This window comes from Bariatricus sp. SGI.154, from assembly GCF_050313795.1.
In the GTDB taxonomy this organism is placed as follows: domain Bacteria; phylum Bacillota; class Clostridia; order Lachnospirales; family Lachnospiraceae; genus CAMBRQ01.
The window spans coordinates 79,793-98,039 of the sequence record NZ_JBNPMC010000008.1 but is presented as its reverse complement, the minus strand read 5'-3'; the positions used below and the strand labels follow the sequence as shown (position 1 = coordinate 98,039).

Below are 18,247 nucleotides of genomic sequence, written 5' to 3'. Positions count from 1 at the left end.
GACCGTAATACGCATTCGCGCCATGTTTTCTATAATAATGCTTATCCTGCAATTCCTGCGGTGCCGGCTGGTTCTGCGGATTGATCATCTCGCAGCGCGCTGCCATCTTGGCAACCTCCTCTAATACGACTGCATTATGTACCGCCTCATGTGCATCCTTGCCCCATGTAAACGGTCCATGATTCTTACACAATACAGCTGGCGTTGCAATATAATCCAGTTTCCGGGCCTCGAACTCATCTGCAATCAAGACGCCTGTATTCTTCTCATACGCTTCTTCGATCTCTTCTTTTGTAAGATTCCTTACGCAAGGCACTTCCCCGTACAGATAATCTGCATGGGTTGTTCCATAACACGGGATTCCTCTTCCGGCCTGTGCCCAACTGGTTGCCCATGAAGAGTGGGTATGTACGATACCGCCAACTTCCGGGAAACGATTATACAGGACCACATGTGTTGCTGTATCAGAGGAAGGATTGTATCTTCCTTCTACTTTATTCCCTTTCAAATCTACAACTACCATATCTTCCGGTTTCAACTTATCGTATTCTACACCGCTTGGCTTGATTACAAACAGTCCGCTTTCTCTGTCGATACCGCTTACGTTACCCCAGGTAAATGTTACCAGCCCGTATTTTGGCAGAAGCATATTCGCCTCATACACTTCTTTCTTCAATTCTTCTAACATGATTCACTCTGCTCCTTTTATTCTTAAACCAGATTCTCTAAAGCTGCCTGCTCGATTGCAATGCCTTTCTTATATCTCTCAATAAATACTTCGAAGCCTTCCACATCCTTCGGATCCGGGTCCATCTTGCTGCCTTCATTTCCTGCAAATACTTTCTTTGACAGGTAATCTTCCAGACTCTCGCCTTCTTCTTTATTTACCATATAAGAAGCCAGAAGTGCCATGCCCCATGGACCGCCTTCTCCTGCCGTCTCCATTACGGATACCGGGGCATTGATTGCTGCCGCAAGGAGTTTCTGTCCTACACCTTTGGTCTTGAATAATCCGCCGTGTCCTAAGATAGAATCGATTGCAACGTTCTCTTCCTTCAGCAGAAGATCCATACCAACTTTAATTGCGCCAAGTGCCGTACACAGATTCACACGCATGAAGTTTGCCAGATTGAAATTACTCTTTGGAGATCTTACGAACAACGGCCTTCCTTCTGCCACTCCCGTAATATTCTCACCGGACAGGTAACCATAAGCCAGAAGGCCACCGCAGTCAGCATCGCCGAGAAGCGCCTTATTATACAGAGTTCCGAACAACTGATTCATATCTACTTCGATTCCAAAACTCTCTGCGAATTCACGGAAGATTCCAACCCATGCATTCAGATCGGAAGTACAATTATTCGCATGCACCATAGCAACCAGACTGCCATCCGGCGTGGTTACAAGATCGATCTCCGGATATACCTTCTTCAGTTCATTCTCTAATACGATCATGGCAAATACACTGGTTCCGGCAGATACGTTGCCTGTACGTTTTGCCACACTATTGGTTGCAGCCATACCGGTTCCTGCATCACCCTCCGGCGGGCATACCGGAATTCCAGCCTCAAGATTGCCGCTCTCATCCAGAAGACGTGCGCCCTCTTCTGTCAAGCATCCGGCATTCTCTCCAGCCACCATAACCTTCGGCATAATCTCTTTTAATTTCCACGGATAACCCTTGTCAGCCACCAGTTCATCGAACTTCTGGATCATGCCTGTGTCAAAATCTTTCGCCTCTACATCAATCGGGAACATACCGGACGCATCTCCAACGCCAAGTACCTTCTCTCCCGTTAATTGCCAGTGGATATATCCTGCCAGCGTTGTAAAATACGCCACATCCTTCACATGATCTTCTCCATTCAGGATTGCCTGGTACAGATGTGCAATGCTCCATCTAAGCGGAATGTTGTACTGGAATAATTCTGTCAGAGCCTCTGCCGCCGGACCTGTGGTGCCATTTCTCCAGGTACGGAACGGCACGAGAAGATTGTTCTCCTTATCAAATGCCATATATCCGTGCATCATTGCGCTGAATCCGATCGCACCAACTTTTGTAAGCGTAACATCGTATTTTGCCTTAACGTCTGCTGCCAGTTTGGTATAACTGTCACGAAGACCATTCCAGATATCATCCAGTGTATAAGTCCAGATGCCATTATCCAGACGGTTCTCCCACTCATGATCTCCGGATGCGATCGGTGCATGTGACTCATCGATCAGAACCGCCTTAATCCTGGTAGAACCGAATTCAATTCCAAGAGATGTCTTGCCATTTTCAATCATTTCTCTAATATTATTCATATCTATTCTCCTTATGCCAGGCGACCCCGCCTGGCATTCTTATAAAATCTTATTTACGATATGCTACACTGTTCCACAGCAGTTCATTCTTGAACTGACGGATGGTTGTATCCTTATCAATATAAACAGCCTCGATTCCCATGCATGCTGCCCAGTCACCCATCTGCTCGCTGGTCAGGTCATAAGAGAATGCTGTATGATGTGCGCCGCCCGCAAGAATCCACGCTTCCGCACCTGTCTTAAGGTTCGGCTCCGGTGTCCAGAATGCTGTTGCAACCGGAAGTTTCGGCATTGGTTTCTCTACCTTCTTGCAGTTAACGTCATTGATGATCAGACGGAATCGGTCTCCCAGATCAATCAGGGATGTAGCCACTGCCGGACCCTCTTTGGAAGTAAATACAAGTCTTGCAGGATCTTCTCTATTTCCCATAGAAAGCGGCTGCTCCTTGATACTGATCTTGCCGTCCGCGATCGTCGGGCATACTTCCAGCATGTGCGCCTGAAGGATTCCTTCTTTACCTGGTACTAAGTTGTAAGTATAGTCTTCCATGAAAGAAGTTCCCTTAGCATCCTTCATTCCCTCTGTCATGATCTTCATGATACGTACCATAGCAGCTGTCTTCCAGTCACCTTCTGCGCCGAAACCATAGCCTTTTTCCATCAGTCTCTGGATTGCAAGTCCTGGTAACTGCTTCAGTCCGCCAAGATCGCCAAAGTGTGTAACGATTGCCTGATAATTCTTCTCTTCTAAGAATCTCTCGAAACCAATCTCGATTCCAGCCTGTACTGCTACATGCTCTCTGAATTCCTTCTCATCCCTACCTTCCAGAAGGATCTCGTATTTATCATAATATTCTTCCACTAAGGTATCAATGTCTCCCTTAGATACTGCATCTACTGCTTCTACGATCTCATTTACCGGATAAGCATCTACTTCCCAGCCGAATTTGATCTGAGCCTCTACCTTATCGCCTTCTGTTACGGCAACATTTCTCATATTATCAGCGATACGCATTACACGCACGTGGCTGCTCTCGATTACACCGACTGCGGTACGCATCCAGGAACCAATCTTCTTCTGAACATCTTCATCAGCCCAGTATCCCATTACAACCTTGCGTTCCATGCCAAGACGGGTAAAGATGTGACCATACTCTCTGTCGCCGTGTGCTGCCTGGTTCTCATTCATGAAATCCATATCGATGGTATCATATGGAATCTCACGATTGAACTGTGTATGTAAGTGAAGCAGTGGTTTTCTATACTCCTGAAGTCCAAGAATCCAGGACTTGGATGGGGAGAATGTGTGCATCCATGTGATAACACCTGCACAGTTCTCATCCATGTTCGCTTCATTTAATGTCTTTCTGATTAATTCATTGGTGATCAGGGTTGGTTTCCATACCACCTCATATGGAAGGTTGCCGGAAGCATTCAGCGCCTCTACAATCTTCTGAGAATGCTCTGCGACATGTGCCAGACACTCATCCCCGTATAAATCCTGTGATCCGGTACAGAACCAGAACTGATAATTCTTCGTTTTTAACATATTCATTTCCTCGCTTTCTTGAATTAATGTTTGATACGCACTTGATCTATCTATGTGCTTTTATTATAGGCAAATATGGTCTTACATCGCAAGTTCTTAATTCTGCCGGTTGCATAAAAAAGTTACCTAATCCGACCTATGCTTGTTTTTGCTGATTTTTGTTCAATTTTTTGGATATGTTGCCATCTTGTCCGATTTGCAATTCCATGCTATTCTTTTAATAGATGCAAAATGCATTCGCAAAGCATCAGTTCTTTCATTGAAATCTATTTTATTTCAGATTTTTCAGTATTACTTCTCAATTACTTCTCAGAATGAATTTCCCAGGAATCTGAATAACACTTGCAGTTACAGGTATGTTATAATGAAATAAATCATTCATTTGTTTTCTTTCTGATACATGCCATGTATACGTAACCAGAAAGGAGACATATATGAGTAACACCGACAACTTTATAATGCTACCCACTGTAGACTTCTGTTTTTCGGAATTGATGTATATTCCAAAAGTAAGGAATGGCTTTATCGCTGCGATTTTAAAAACCGATCCCAAAAACATCAAAGAGACAACAAGGTATACAGCAGGGTGAACAGCGAACCCGTCAGATTTTCAAGTTACATTTAGACGGCAAAACCCCCGAAGAGATTGCTGCCATATGCAATATCTCCACAGAAAAGGTCCTTGAGATTCTTGCCTAATCCCTTACATCAATATCATATGGAGGTACCCCATTGACTCTATCCCAATTATGCCGGCAGATTACCGGCCCCGACTGCAATCTGCTACCCGAAAGCCACAAACTAGGTCCACGCCTTATCTGCCCCGAATATTCCAAATCCGTCCAGGAAGTAAAGACGTATCCTTTGCTCCAGCAGTACCGCATCTTCGCATTATGCTGGAATACGGAATCAGGACATAACCTACGTGCCACTATGTCCCCTGCCCCGAAACCATTCTGTTATCAATATCATTTTTCTCCTGGAGAAAAGACACAGCTTCACACGCATGATTACATAGAACTTGCTTACGTAGTGGAGGGAGAATTCCGTCAGAAAATTCTCGGCAAGGATATTGTATTCATCAAAGGTGATCTATGTCTGATTGACAAGAACTGCCTTCATCAGGATTACTTACTTGAACAGCCTTCCACCGTCTTGTTCCTCGGAATTGCTAATGACATGTTTTCCGAGATTATGGATGAGAATATCACCACGCAAAAGATTATCTCCTTCTTGCAGTCCGCTTTGCTGAAGCAGAAAGACCTTCAACAGTACCTTCATTTCCGCCCGGGCGCTGATGCCCCAGAAGAATTAGAGAATTACTTATATCTGTTATTAAAAGAATTATGCAATAACGAAGTCGGGTCCCGCTACATCTGCAAGGGGCTTCTTCTTCGCATTTTCCGAATTATAAGCACGAAATATGAATTCTCCCTGTCAAAAGAGCAGAGAAAGACCATGAACTGGATCATCTTCGAAGAGATCGCCGAATACATCAAACGCAATTACGCCGATATTACGATCCAGGATCTGGTCAATAATTTCCATTATCAGGAAGATTATTTTAACCGTCTGATCAAGAGCAAGACTGGGCTTACTTATTCTGCCTATGTTCAGCAGATCCGTCTGGAGAAAGCCGAACAGCTGCTGACCACCACCAGCAAACGCGTGGACGAGATTGCCGACATCGTAGGATATCACAACAAAGGATATTTCTACAGAATCTTCCAGGAACGCTATGGAATGACTCCTTCCAAATATAGAAAGAAAGACTGACAGCATCTGCTCCCGACAACCTGCAGAACTTGCCGCTGGCAGTTCTCTCCGAATGCTATGGAAACATAAGAATAGGATTAGCCATATCATAACGCTAATCCTATTCCCCGATTCTTATTTACTTGATTCTTATTTTATTCATATTTCGCGAATATCCTGCATAGCAGAAACGAGCGCACATATGCCAGTGCCGCGAATCCCGCAAACGCCCAGACGATCGTTCCGATCACAAAGGTCTTAGATGTGAACAGCGTAATCACCAACACCCCTATGTCGATCCCTAACATCATAATCGTTGACGGTATATGGGCAGCACTCAAAAACAATGCATTCTTGATGGAATGAAACACCGTATTCTCGAACCTCGCAATGTACGGGAAGAGATATAAGAATATCAGCATCCATACTCCCAGCACCATCGCAAGCAGAAGGCGCATCACCGTATATGATATACCATGAAATACCCCGATAAGACGAAAATCCAGAAATATAAGTGCCCCAACCGCCGCCATAATCAGCCAACTGATTGTTGCCGGTTTGAAATTCCGCCTATACGCCCGCAGGTACTCTTTTATAACGGATGGATCTTCCCCTCGCACCAGTTTCATCGCCACTGTGTATGAAGCACTCAGCGCCGTTCCTATTGTTATGATCGGCAGCGATGTCACCACGAAGATCAGATTCAATATCAGAATATCTCCAACCCTTCCCAGGAATCTCATGATCGGGCTGTCAATTACAAAAAATTTCATATCCACCAACTTCTTTCTCGTTATGTGCCTATCAGATTATGTGCCTGCCAGATTATGTACCCACCAGACACACTGGTTGCCACTATCTACGCTATTTACAACCGCCGGTTTATCTGCCCAGACGGATTACATTCCATGATGCCTTATGAAGCATACTCGTCATAATTCCGCTATCCATAGAAGAACGGTTCACAGATTTCGGAACGACTCTTTGCTCACCTACGCTATTCACAAGTTTGAGATCAGACTCTTCCAGCACGATATGCTCCAGGATCTTATACCCTTCCATACCGCGAACGTCTGTTGTAAGCTGAATATCCTCATCCAGCGTACGGTTTACTGCAAATATAGTCAGTTCCTCTTTTTCTTCATTATATACGGCAACACTCTCCACATCCGTAACATTCTCATGCTTGGATGTATCATGCTTCGGAGTAGAAAGCATCGGCCAAAGGACAACGCCTCTTCCGTATTTTGAAGCATGCATAAATGGATAGAAGATGGTCTGCTTCCATGCGCCGCCTCCACCTGCTTCCGTCATGATCGGTGCAATGACGTTCACAAGTTGTGCCAGGCAGGCAATCTTCACGCGGTCTGCATGTCTAAGAAGCGTGATCAGCATCAATCCTACCAGCAGTGCATCCTCGAAAGTATAAATATCCTCCAGCATTGGCGGAGCCACCTGCCACGGATGGTTCGTGGTAATATCATCATCCGCCGCGTTAGAATGGAACCACACATTCCACTCATCGAAACTGATGTTGATATTCTTGCGGCCTCTCTTTTTCGCCTTTACGTAGTCACAGGTTGCAATGACCGTGCGGATGAACTCATCCATATCATCAGAACAAGCCAGGAAATCCAGGCTGTCATTGTCTCTGTTGCCATAATACTGATGCATGGACACGTAATCCACATAGTCATAGGTACACTCCAGTGTTGCAGACTCCCACTTCGGGAAAGTCGGCATATCCAGAGCAGAACTTCCACAGGATACCAGTTCAATCGTCGGATCGATCAGTTTCATTGCCTTCGCGGTCTCCTCCGCCAGACGTCCGTACTCGTTCATCGTCTTACGTCCCAGCTGCCACGGTCCGTCCATCTCATTACCCAGGCACCACACTTTTACATTGTGCGGTTCTTTGTATCCGTGGGCAATACGCATATCACTGTATTTTGTTCCGCCCGGATGGTTACAGTACTCAAGGAGGTTACACGCATCAGCAATTCCTCTTGTTCCAAGGTTTACCGCCATCATCATCTCGGAATTCACCTTATCCGTCCACTTAGAGAACTCATTTAAGCCCACCTCATTCTTTTCCAGGCTTCTCCATGCAAGTTCCAGTCGGTTCGGACGATTTTCAACTGGTCCCACACTGTCTTCCCAGAAGAAATTTGACACAAAATTTCCCCCCGGATAACGGATAATCGGGACATCCAGTTCCTTTACCATCTCAATGACATCCTTACGAAAACCATCTTCATCAGACATCGGATTGCCCGGCTGATATAATCCGTCATATACGGCGCGTCCCAGATGCTCAATAAAGGAGCCGTAGATCCTGTCATCCACCTGTGAGACTTTAAAATCCTTGTCAATAATCATCTTTGCTGTCTTACTCATGTATTACCTCCTAATTATATTTATTCTTTTACCGCACCTGCTGTCATACCTTCAATAAAATACTGCTGGAAACAGATAAACAGTATAAAGATTGGTATGATAGAGAAGAATGCTCCCACTACCAGCAAACTGTAGTTGTCTCCATACGGATTAATCAACGTATTCAATCCAAGGGTCAATGTGTATTTGCTTGAAGAACGGATTACCAGCAACGGCCACAGATAGTTATTCCATGCATTCATACCGTTCAGGATTGCCATGGCTGCAAATGCAGGTTTCATAATTGGCATGATCAGCCGGAAGAAGATTCCATACTCTGTCGCGCCATCGATTCTTCCTGCCTCCAGAAGCGACTTCGGAAGCCCCTGCAGGTACTGGCGGAAGAAGAATATCGTCGAAGCGTGTGCCACGAAAGGAAGCACAATTGCAATATAACTATCCATCAGTCCCCATGTGGTCATCTGCTTATATAATGGAAGCATAACTACCTCCAAAGGAATAGACAGGATAATCAATACGATTAAGAACAGGGCATTCTTACCCTTGAACTCATATGCGGAAAATCCATATCCTACGAACGCACTCACAAGCAGTGTTGCTACCACAGTAACCACTGTCAGGACAATACTGTTCGCGAACCATCTCCAATAATCATGCTGTCCGGTAAAGAGGAGCACATAATTATCAAGACTCATCCGACTCCAGTCGATTCCAAGGTTCAGACCATACTGAAGCAAGTCTCCGCCCGGTTTAAAACTCGCAAGGAAGATTGTGTATATTGGTATGATAGTCAGAATTGCCAGAATTGCAAATAGCACAATCAGCATTACTGTGGCAAGTCTGTTTTTATTTTTTTGACTCTTCATACTATCTCTCCTCCTTATCGAATGTTCCGGTCGCCTTAAGCTGTATCAGATTGACAATCATAACGATGATCAGCAGCACGAGACCTACCGCGCACGCATAACCCATTGCACGCTTCTCAATTCCTTGCCGGTACAGGTAACCTACAATTGTAAGTCCCATGTTCTGCGGAGAGTTATTGCCCTTCCACAACATGTAACTTTCGTTGAACATGGAAAGACCTGCATAGATACTAATTGTCAGCACATACACCGTCGTCGGTTTCACAAGCGGGAACGTAATCTTCGTAAACTGCTGCCATTTATTGGCACCATCGATGGAAGCAGCCTCATAGAGATCTGCGGATATACTCTGGATTCCTGCAAGGAAATACAGAATATTAACACCCATCCAGCGCCAGCATGCTAGAAGCAATAATACGCCATAACTTGCCCACTCATTTTTCAGCCACTTGATAGGACTAAGTCCAAACGCGCCAATCACCTGGTTTGCCAAAGACGTATCCATCTCGCCGAACATCAAACGGAAGATCGTACCAGCAACAACAACAGATGTTAATGCCGGTATGAAATAAATTGATTTGAACAATCCCGGCTTCTTCATCAGTTTGCTGTTCAAAAGCGTAGCAAACAACATCGGAAGCGGTATTAACAGGATCAGTGTACCAATCATATATCTCGCACTATTGTACACTGCTTTTAAAAATATCTTGTCAGACAACAGTCTTTTATAGTTGTCCAGGCCAACCCATTCATCTTTTAATACATCCTGAAAACTCAGAAGAACACCATTGCCTATCGGGAATAACCAGAAAAAGACAACGGTCAGAACGAATGGAAGGACAAATACATAAGGAGCTATTTTCTGAGAATAAAAAAGTTTCTTCATACTTTCATCCTCTTTCCCAATGCAGCCAGCGCGCCATAAACGACACACTCTCTGCATACTGATAAAATGGGGCCGCGGCGCCACATATACGCACACAGCCCCAAAAGTTTACAATCGATACATTTACTTCTTAATTATTCACCGAATTCATTCTTCAATGTTTCCTGTGACTGCTCGAGCGCTTCTTTTACATCCATGCCTTCCTCGAAGATGTTGTTCAGCGTTACGTTACAGAACTCATTGTTGATAGATGGGAATTTCTCACTTGTCAGTGACTCAAGTGCGTAGATACCATCCTGGATTTCCAATAATGTATCGAACGGATATGTATTGAAGAACTGTACGAACTTGTTATCCGGATTCTGTGTCAGTTCTGTATCTGTCCATACTTCTGTATTAACAGGGTCAAATCCTAATACATTCCATACTTCTTCGTTCGCTTCCTCAGACAGTTTGATGTATGCAAATACTTCTGCTGCAAGATCTGCATTCTCACTATCTGCAACTACAGCAGTACCTGTACCGCCGCCACCGATAGATTTGATCGGGTCGCCTTCATTCCATACCGGAGTCGGAGCGATTGCGATCTTACCAGACAGGTCTGTCATGTAGCTTGTGAATCTAGATGTCTGCCAGAAAGGCATAATCTGTACTGCATAGTCTCCGCTGTTGTAAGAAGGATAAGCCTCTTCATTATCCGGCTGTCCTCCAGGAACAGTCTCGAATGCACCAGTTTCCTGCATACCCTTGATGTACTCAAGAACTTCTACCATGGTGTCATTGGTGATATCGATGTTGCCATCAGCATCCAGGTAATCTCCACCTTTTTGTGTAAGCATCAGGTTGAGCATCCACTGTGCAGTTGTCTCTACACATGCAAAGTATTTGCCTGTTGCTTCATGATACTTAACGCCTGCTTCTTTGAAATCATCCCATGTTGTGATGGTTGTGTAGTCAACACCTGCTGCCTCAAGTTCTTCTGTGTTGTAGAATGCAACAGTTGCTCCAACGTGAGTTGGGAATCCGTAATATGCTCCGTCTTTTCCATAGATAGAAAGTCTGGATTCGATGATGTTATCTTTGTATGGCTCAATTGCATCTGTCAGATCCATAAGTCCGATCTTACCATTTGTAAATGCCGGGAACTTACCAAGTTCGATATCAACAACGTCTGGTGCGCCTTCGCCTGACTCCAGTGCAAGAGACAGTTTGTTGTGCATATCGTCATACTGCATGTTGCTGAGTACCAGTTTTACCTGTTTGTCCGGATGCTCCTCATTCCATTTCTCAGCCATGTCTGTGTAGAACTCCTGATGAAGTTCAATGAAGGTCCATACTTCTAACTCTGTATAATCGCCTTCAACTTCCATCTCCTTGGTTCCTCCTGCAGAACCGCTTCCAGATTCTTCATCAGAATCTCCGCCTTCACTTCCTGCGCTACAGCCAAGCAGCATAGATGCTGTCATTGCTACACAGAGAAGCATTGCTAACACTCTCTTTTTCATTTTGTGTCCTCCTTTTTTTGATTTTTTTATTCTTTCAGGGCTTATGCCCTGTAAGATTCCTTATATCGCAGTATGGTTTTGTTTTACAATAATTCCTTCATCCATACCAGCATCTCGCCCTCTCCCCGGTTGTTCCACCGATGATAAGGCACTGCCTTTAATTCTACCTCCTGGAAACAGTTTTTGCGTTCTCCGTAAAGCGCATCGTCCTGCCACTCCTCATCCGTGAGGCGTTTTCCCGTAAGTGTAATAGTTGTAATGCCTCCAAGCAAATCTTCCTCGAATCTCTCTTCCAGTTCCTGGTTTGCATCTACGAATATAGCAGGGAGATTCTCTCCGTTATCAACTTCTTCCAGGCAATATACAAGCGGACCTTTCACAAGCGCAATCTTTCCTGCATCCTCTCTTACTTTCGGATTCGCTCTCACAAACCGCGCCGGAACTTCAAAATCAATCACAAACTTTGTCTCTTCCTCTTGCAGATTATCAATATAGAGATAACCTTTTTCCATTCTACAGCCGCTTATCTCTCCGCTGTCTCCCAGAATCTTGTATTCTTTTACATAATCCGGAATTCTCAGTGCCAGATGATAACTATCTGCACTCGCATCTTTTGTCACATTAATCACAACATGTCCGGAATTCGTCAGGTCACTTCCCACTTCAACTTTAACCTGCCCACCGGATACTTCTACAGAGGCAGTATTCGTAATATAAAGATTCACATACAACGTATCTTCATCCGTAAAATACATATACTGTCCCATGGATGCCAGTGTTCTTGCAATATTCGGCGGACAGCACGCCACGCCAAACCAAGTCTGCCTTACCGCTTTCACGTGTTCTTTTGACGTACGTTCCATACAATTATCCGGCCATACTTCCAGCGGATTCACATAGAAGAAACTCTTTCCATCCATGGCGATTCCGGACAGCACCGTATTATAAAGTGCCCGTTCAACTACATCTATATATGAGGCATCCTTTGTAATCTGAGCCATACGCTTGCCAAAAAGCGCAAGCCCAATCGATGCACACGTCTCAGAATAGTTACAATTATTCGGAAGATCATAATCCGTAGTAAAACGCTCCAAAATCCCTGACGCTCCTATACTTCCCGTAATGTACATACGGCGTTTTACCATGTCATCCCATAATGTCTTGCAGGCACTCAACAACTCTTCATCTTCATAAAGTTGTGCCAGATCTGCCATCGCGCAATACATATACACCGCTCGCACCGCATGCCCCTCTGCCGTTGTCTGCTCTCTCACCGGAAGATGGGACTGAGAATATTTCGTATCATATTCTGCGAACTCTGGGAATATCTGTTTGTACTCCGATCTCTTTTCTTCCTGAAGAAAATAATTGTCTCCTACCCCACGCCGATCTATAAAATATTTCGCAAGTTCTACATACTTTCTCTTACCAGTTGCATGATACAGACGGATTAATGCAAGTTCAATCTCCTGATGCCCCGGATATCCATGGCATTTGCCCTCTTCCGGTCCAAATACCTGACAAATCAGATCTGCAAATCTCTCCATAATTTCAAGAAATTCTTTCTTGCCAGTCGCCTCATAATAAGCAACTGCTGCCTCAATCATATGACCTGCCGTATATAATTCATGACCTTCTTTTAGATTCGTCCAGCGAAGCGACGGATCATTGATCGTAAAGTAGGTGTTAATATATCCATCCTCGCATTGCGCTCTTCCGATTAGATTAATCGTTTCATCAGCAAGGCGCTCTAAATCCTGATCAAAAGATGTTCCAAGTACATATGAAACGGCTTCAAGCCATTTTGCCACATCCGTATCCTGAAATACCGCACCTTCAAAATTCCCGGAAGCCTCTCCGGCTGCTATCTTAAAATTCTGTATGCAATGGCTTGTTTCGACCCCGTCTAAGCGGTCATTCAATATATCCCACTGATAAGGTATCAACACCTCTTTCACCAATCGAATATATTGGTCCCAGAATTTATCATGAATGTTGATATGACGTAATGGGACTGTTTTTAATGGTTGTTTTATCATAATCTTATTCCTTACCACTCATTTTTTGTTAATCGTTTAATCTTTTTCGCGCTCTTTTTCCTAAATAAAATGCTTTTCCCTTTCTAAAATATTTTTATTTTCTGCCTTGTTTTTGCCTTATTTTGGCTTTTTCTTTCTTTAATTCTGTTATAACACTTTACTTGCACAATTGCAAGTATAAATTAAACGTTTAATATTGTGCAACTTTCACAAAACCAACGAAAAATCAGCACTTTGGGACCTTTTTTATGATCCTAAAGTGCTGATTTTCTTTTAATTTTCTATTTTTTTGACCGATTTTCGTATCAGCGGATAGCAATTTACCCTATGGATGGCGTCCTTATTCTCCGCGTAATCTCCCTTAAGCATCTCTAAGATAATCTCGCTCGCCTCATATCCGATATCATGAAGAGGAAGCATAATGGTTGAAAGCGGCGGCTTATAATAGCCAGATAATTCTCTGTTATCATATCCAACTACCGATATGTCTTCACCAGGCTTAAGTTCCAATTCTTCTAACCTATCATAGACACCGCCTGCCATCAGGTCATTCATACAGAAGATAGCCGTTACCTGCTGCTCAAGAAGCCGATCCGTGCATTCATACCCGCTGATTCTGGTCCAATCCCCGGTGCATATGACCGATGGGTTATAGAGAAGTCCATTCTCATACATCGCCCGCTGGTATCCCACAAGTCGCTCCTGTGCATGGGGACTGTCACTCTTGCCTGTTATCACGCCAATCTTCTTATGCCCCTTCTCAATCACATGCCTGGTAATCTGATATGCTCCATCCTCATCATTCACCACAACCGACGGAACCTTCCGGCTCTCCGTATATCCATATGCCATCACTGCCGGAATCGGCAGATCTTCCGGAATACACCGAAGAGTTCTCTCATGGGCTGCCACGTAGATAATTCCTTCCACTTGCTTCGCAATCAGCTTCCATATCTCATCCCTTACCATACCATAATAATCATCTCTGTGATAGTAAGTATCCTGATATTTCTTAAATAAACGCAGATTAATCAGAAGGATCTGATAACTATTCTCTTCACAGTGTTCTGTAATCCCATCGACAATATCCGGAATACTGAATATGGTCATATCCTCTACTATGACCCCAATACTCCTCGAATTCTTAGTCTTCAGATTCCTCGCGATCGAATTCGGCGTATAATTCAATTCCTTGATCTTCTTCATTACCATCTTTCTAGTCTCATCACTTGCTCCCGGCTTATGATTCAAGATATTCGACACCGTTGCAACGGAGACATTGCATTCTCTGGCAATCTCTTTTATTGTAGCCATATGCCCTCCACACATTTTTATCACTGAAAAAACGCTGTTTCTTCCTATAACTTCTAACATAACAACTAATACTAATCTTAAGATATCTTTTTCCCTCTTGTCAACATCTTGCTGTTAACATCTTACGAATATTTTGTTAACATTTATCTTGCCATTATTGTAATTGTATGTTACGATGAAATCGCTCTTTAAATTTCTAAATAATAAATGCCAGAGGAGTTACTATGGAATCAAAATTAATGCGCCAGCTTCCTATGGCTGATTTTTTATGTCCAAAAAGCATTGCGTATATCCGTTCCCACACCGTAACCTGGGAACTCCCAAGTGACAATTGCTATTATCTTGAATATAGTTACAATCGTTTAGATTGGTTTGCTTTAAATGGAGGGAATTCTATTCTTCTTCCACAGGAGGATCTGCCTCTTACGCCAGAACTCCAATGTCATGATACCAGCGGAAGCGAAATATCCATATCCACTCTAAAGAATCTCCAATCCAGATATGGGGCACCAGAACCAGTATATATGGCTGCTGTTGAACGTGTATTCGTCCCTGCCGGAACAGAATGTATGCAATGCCAGGACGTTTCCCTGCCGGAACGAATCACCGTGGCTTACACTAACGGAATGACAGAGGAAAGACCTGTAACTTGGGACGGAACTACAGGAAAAATCCGGACACCTGATTACGCAGCCCCGCTTATCAGCCACCGTGCTGATCCTTATATCCATAAACACACAGACGGGAAATATTACTTCATGGCATCCCACACGGATGCCGGTCATAATCTGGATGGGAAATACCAGTATCTCTATCTGATTCTCAGATGTGCAGATACCCTGGAAGATCTGACAGATAATTCCGGCAGATACGAAGAAAAGATCATCTATGAACGCAAGCCAATCAACAATGGCACAATGAGCCCTCATCTGTGGGCACCGGAGATTCATTACATCCAGGGAGGATGGTTCGTCTACTATACCACCACCATCTCTGATGAATCCTCCTGGAGAATCCGTCCACACTGCCTTGCCTGTACCGGACAGGATCCGATGAAAGATGCGTGGATAGAAAAGGGACCGATAAAGACTACGATAGAAGGTGATATTGCATTCACCGATTTTTCTCTGGATCATACACATTTCCACCACAACGGGGAAGATTACTTCCTGTGGGCGCAGAAGACCAACAATATCTCAGATATCTTTATTGCCAGACTGTCCAACCCATGGACCATCTGTACGCCTTCTGTCAAACTGACCACGCCGGAGTACAACTGGGAACTGCACGGCTTCCCGGTCAATGAAGGACCGGCCGTAATCAAGCACGGCGGCAAGGTCTTCCTTACTTTCTCCGCAAGCGGGACTGATGCATTATACTGTGTAGGACTTCTGTATGCAGATGAGTCATCCGATCTCCTGAATGCAGACTCCTGGACGAAACTCCCTTATCCGATCTTCCAGAGCAGCCCTGCAACCGGCTACTACGGACTCGGACACAACAGTTTCACCAAATCCACCGATGACAGCGAAGACCTGATCATATATCACGGACGCCAGGAGGAACGCTATCTTGGCGAAGGCGATTACCAGCCACTTTATGACGCCGGAAGGAATGCTTATGTCGGAAAAGTCTTCTGGGGCTCAGACGGAATGCCGTCCTTCTCCGTACCCGGCGCTTCTATCGCCGCACGGGAAGAAGATCTGGTCATAGAGGCAGAAATTAACTAGCATGTATACTTGTCCGCTGTGGACAGTTTACATCTACATCTCTGATATGTTATACTTTGATTGATGGAGAGCGGCGGCAGGACTGCCCTCTCTGTCATAACCCGGCTGATTTATTCAGCCTTATTTTTTTCTGAATCTTTAAGGATTGTCAAGCGATCCAATTATTCCCTTTCATAAAAATCCTCCTATAACATACGAAGAAGCATTCTGTACTCTTGCATATATTATAGGAGGATTTCATAGATTTTTATAGATTTATTTTTATTTATGCATGCCTTCCATCTTTATCCACAGTGATGACCGCATCCGCCATGCTCATGACCGCCGCAGTCTCCGTGATGATGCTCATGATGGCTGCATACGGTATCCGGATCATAATTCAAAGTTCCGGCAAGATAGGACTCTACCTGTGCATCTGCATCTCCCTGTGCTCCCGGGAATAACTTGATACCTGCCTCTGCCAACGCATTCCTTGCTCCGCCGCCGATACCGCCGCAGATCAGAACGTCCACATTGCCATTGAATAAGAAGCCAGCCAGTGCTCCATGACCCTGTCCGTTGGTATCCACGATCTCACTTTTTACCACTTTGCCATCCTCAACATCGTACACCTTGAACTGCTCCGTGTGTCCAAAATGCTGAAATACCTGTCCATTCTCATACGTTACTGCAATTCTCATATTATTCCTCTCCTTTGCCATACCTTGTTCTTCCTGTTGACATCCTGCATCCGCACTATCTCTGCCCGAAATCATGCCATCGCCTTTTACAACCGTATAGTCGCCGCCTTCAATCTGAAGCCGGATTCCCTCTACAAGGAACCTCGCCAGTTTTTTTCTTGCCTCTGCATAGAGCATCTGCACCGTTGCACGGCTGACCTCCATCTGTCTGGCACACTCTTCCTGAGTATAGGACATGTAATCAATCAGGCGGATGCACTCATATTCTTCCACCTTCATGATGATTCCATATTCTTTGTTGATTCCCGGAGAGATAAAGCAACAGTTACGCGGTATCTTCTGGACTCGTTTTTTCTTTCCTGTTCTTGGCATAGATAGACTCCTTCATTCCCACGAAACAGCGTGCCATGTAGATACAACTACATATAGATACAACCCATGTGGCCGCTGTTGTTAGTGCAGGGCTTAATTAGCATATGTCAATATAAACATTATATTCCCATTATTGGCATATGTCAACAATAGTTCCATATGATTTTATGCGCTATGATTTTATGTACATGTTTCGGCAATGCGCTTTACCTCTTCCACGGGAAGCTCCATAAAGTCGGCAATTACTTCTATTGGTATGCCTTTGGCATATTAAAAAACCTCAGGTTTCCCCCAAGGTTTTCTCATCTTCATTCTTTATTTCCTTAATTCAATAATCCTCTGATTACTGCTTCCCCGGAATACCAGCGTCACATCCTTAAGTGCCTCCACGAAGGCTCCATCCACAAGCACATTGATATAAGAGAGCATCTCATCCGTCACTTCCGTATGAACCTTTCCCCCCTCCGGCAGATCTACATCATACAGATATCCCGTATAGCACCAGATATCCTTATTCGGATACGTATCACGGATCTTCCGAAGAAGCCCCACCAGTTCCTTTTGATTCTCCGGCTCAAAAGGTTCCCCGCCAAGCAAGGTGAACCCCTGGATATATGCCGGTGCCAGAAGCCTTATAATCTCCGCTTCCGTCTCCTCCGTATATGGCTGTCCATACCTGAAATCCCACGTCTCCGAATTAAAGCACCCTTTACAGTGATGCCTGCATCCCGATACAAACAGACTGACCCGGACACCCGGGCCATCTGCGATATCACATTCTTTTATATTTCCATAATACATAGGCTGCTCCTTTGCCAAAGCCTGCTGCCAAATCGTTTTCTTATAT

Annotated in this window: 14 protein-coding genes; 2 read left to right on the top strand and 12 right to left on the bottom strand. The window is 44.4% G+C overall.

Annotated elements, in window-relative coordinates; genetic code table 11:
* From ACQRBN_RS05945 to araA, 3 genes are all read right to left on the bottom strand, one after another.
* The coding region (locus ACQRBN_RS05945; protein WP_427738061.1) for an L-ribulose-5-phosphate 4-epimerase at window positions 1-688 on the bottom strand (688 nt) is incomplete at its 3' end.
* A 23-nt stretch (window positions 689-711) separates the two neighbouring features.
* A complete protein-coding gene (locus ACQRBN_RS05940; protein ID WP_427738060.1) occupies window positions 712-2,307 on the bottom strand; it encodes a xylulokinase in 1,596 nt (531 codons plus the stop codon).
* A 49-nt stretch (window positions 2,308-2,356) separates the two neighbouring features.
* Entirely contained in the window at window positions 2,357-3,856 is a 1,500-nt protein-coding gene (gene araA / locus ACQRBN_RS05935) for an L-arabinose isomerase (RefSeq protein ID WP_427738067.1), read from the bottom strand.
* A gap of 864 nt (window positions 3,857-4,720) precedes the next feature.
* Between araA and ACQRBN_RS05930 the strand changes: the two genes are divergently transcribed.
* The gene (locus ACQRBN_RS05930; protein ID WP_427738059.1) at window positions 4,721-5,632 is read left to right on the top strand and encodes an AraC family transcriptional regulator; all 912 of its coding nucleotides are present in this window, start codon (window positions 4,721-4,723) and stop codon (window positions 5,630-5,632) included.
* Window positions 5,633-5,766: 134 nt separating this feature from the next.
* Here ACQRBN_RS05930 and ACQRBN_RS05925 read toward each other — a convergent pair whose 3' ends face one another.
* The 7 genes from ACQRBN_RS05925 to ACQRBN_RS05895 form a co-directional block, all read right to left on the bottom strand.
* Window positions 5,767-6,384, bottom strand: a complete 618-nt coding sequence (locus ACQRBN_RS05925; protein WP_427738057.1) for a YesL family protein — start codon at window positions 6,382-6,384, stop codon at window positions 5,767-5,769.
* A 109-nt stretch (window positions 6,385-6,493) separates the two neighbouring features.
* Window positions 6,494-8,008 (bottom strand): alpha-N-arabinofuranosidase, encoded by a 1,515-nt coding sequence (locus tag ACQRBN_RS05920; RefSeq protein WP_427738056.1) that lies wholly within the window; start codon window positions 8,006-8,008, stop codon window positions 6,494-6,496.
* 20 nt (window positions 8,009-8,028) lie between these two features.
* Window positions 8,029-8,874 (bottom strand): carbohydrate ABC transporter permease, encoded by an 846-nt coding sequence (locus ACQRBN_RS05915; RefSeq protein ID WP_427738055.1) that lies wholly within the window; start codon window positions 8,872-8,874, stop codon window positions 8,029-8,031.
* A gap of 1 nt (window position 8,875) precedes the next feature.
* A complete protein-coding gene (locus ACQRBN_RS05910; RefSeq protein ID WP_427738054.1) occupies window positions 8,876-9,760 on the bottom strand; it encodes a carbohydrate ABC transporter permease in 885 nt (294 codons plus the stop codon).
* A 134-nt stretch (window positions 9,761-9,894) separates the two neighbouring features.
* Window positions 9,895-11,265, bottom strand: coding sequence for an ABC transporter substrate-binding protein (locus tag ACQRBN_RS05905; protein ID WP_427738053.1), 1,371 nt, complete (start codon window positions 11,263-11,265; stop codon window positions 9,895-9,897).
* 83 nt (window positions 11,266-11,348) lie between these two features.
* Complete coding sequence (locus tag ACQRBN_RS05900) at window positions 11,349-13,304, bottom strand: glycoside hydrolase family 127 protein (protein WP_427738052.1); 1,956 nt, start codon at window positions 13,302-13,304, stop codon at window positions 11,349-11,351.
* Between the two features lie 273 nt (window positions 13,305-13,577).
* Window positions 13,578-14,618 carry a LacI family DNA-binding transcriptional regulator gene (locus ACQRBN_RS05895; RefSeq protein ID WP_427738051.1) on the bottom strand — a complete coding sequence of 347 codons (1,041 nt, stop codon included), beginning with the start codon at window positions 14,616-14,618 and terminating at the stop codon, window positions 13,578-13,580.
* Window positions 14,619-14,842: 224 nt separating this feature from the next.
* On the opposite strand from ACQRBN_RS05895, the gene ACQRBN_RS05890 reads away from it, so the two are divergent.
* Window positions 14,843-16,348, top strand: a complete 1,506-nt coding sequence (locus tag ACQRBN_RS05890) for a family 43 glycosylhydrolase (protein WP_427738050.1) — start codon at window positions 14,843-14,845, stop codon at window positions 16,346-16,348.
* A 284-nt stretch (window positions 16,349-16,632) separates the two neighbouring features.
* Here ACQRBN_RS05890 and ACQRBN_RS05885 read toward each other — a convergent pair whose 3' ends face one another.
* Together ACQRBN_RS05885 and nrdG are read right to left on the bottom strand one after the other, a co-directional pair.
* Entirely contained in the window at window positions 16,633-17,400 is a 768-nt protein-coding gene (locus ACQRBN_RS05885; protein ID WP_427738049.1) for a NifB/NifX family molybdenum-iron cluster-binding protein, read from the bottom strand.
* A gap of 315 nt (window positions 17,401-17,715) precedes the next feature.
* A complete protein-coding gene (nrdG, locus tag ACQRBN_RS05880; RefSeq protein ID WP_427738048.1) occupies window positions 17,716-18,201 on the bottom strand; it encodes an anaerobic ribonucleoside-triphosphate reductase activating protein in 486 nt (161 codons plus the stop codon).
* Window positions 18,202-18,247: the final 46 nt, after the last annotated feature.

Bases quoted from the DNA above. Each gene is read 5' to 3' on its own strand.
- ACQRBN_RS05940 (WP_427738060.1), bottom strand. From the start codon at position 2,307: ATGAATAATATTAGAGAAATGATTGAAAATGGCAAGACATCTCTTGGA.
- araA (WP_427738067.1), bottom strand. From the start codon at position 3,856: ATGTTAAAAACGAAGAATTATCAGTTCTGGTTCTGTACCGGATCACAG.
- ACQRBN_RS05925 (WP_427738057.1), bottom strand. From the start codon at position 6,384: ATGAAATTTTTTGTAATTGACAGCCCGATCATGAGATTCCTGGGAAGG.
- ACQRBN_RS05920 (WP_427738056.1), bottom strand. From the start codon at position 8,008: ATGAGTAAGACAGCAAAGATGATTATTGACAAGGATTTTAAAGTCTCA.
- ACQRBN_RS05915 (WP_427738055.1), bottom strand. From the start codon at position 8,874: ATGAAGAGTCAAAAAAATAAAAACAGACTTGCCACAGTAATGCTGATT.
- ACQRBN_RS05910 (WP_427738054.1), bottom strand. From the start codon at position 9,760: ATGAAGAAACTTTTTTATTCTCAGAAAATAGCTCCTTATGTATTTGTC.
- ACQRBN_RS05905 (WP_427738053.1), bottom strand. From the start codon at position 11,265: ATGAAAAAGAGAGTGTTAGCAATGCTTCTCTGTGTAGCAATGACAGCA.
- ACQRBN_RS05900 (WP_427738052.1), bottom strand. From the start codon at position 13,304: ATGATAAAACAACCATTAAAAACAGTCCCATTACGTCATATCAACATT.
- ACQRBN_RS05895 (WP_427738051.1), bottom strand. From the start codon at position 14,618: ATGGCTACAATAAAAGAGATTGCCAGAGAATGCAATGTCTCCGTTGCA.
- ACQRBN_RS05890 (WP_427738050.1), top strand. From the start codon at position 14,843: ATGGAATCAAAATTAATGCGCCAGCTTCCTATGGCTGATTTTTTATGT.
- ACQRBN_RS05885 (WP_427738049.1), bottom strand. From the start codon at position 17,400: ATGCCAAGAACAGGAAAGAAAAAACGAGTCCAGAAGATACCGCGTAAC.
- nrdG (WP_427738048.1), bottom strand. From the start codon at position 18,201: ATGTATTATGGAAATATAAAAGAATGTGATATCGCAGATGGCCCGGGT.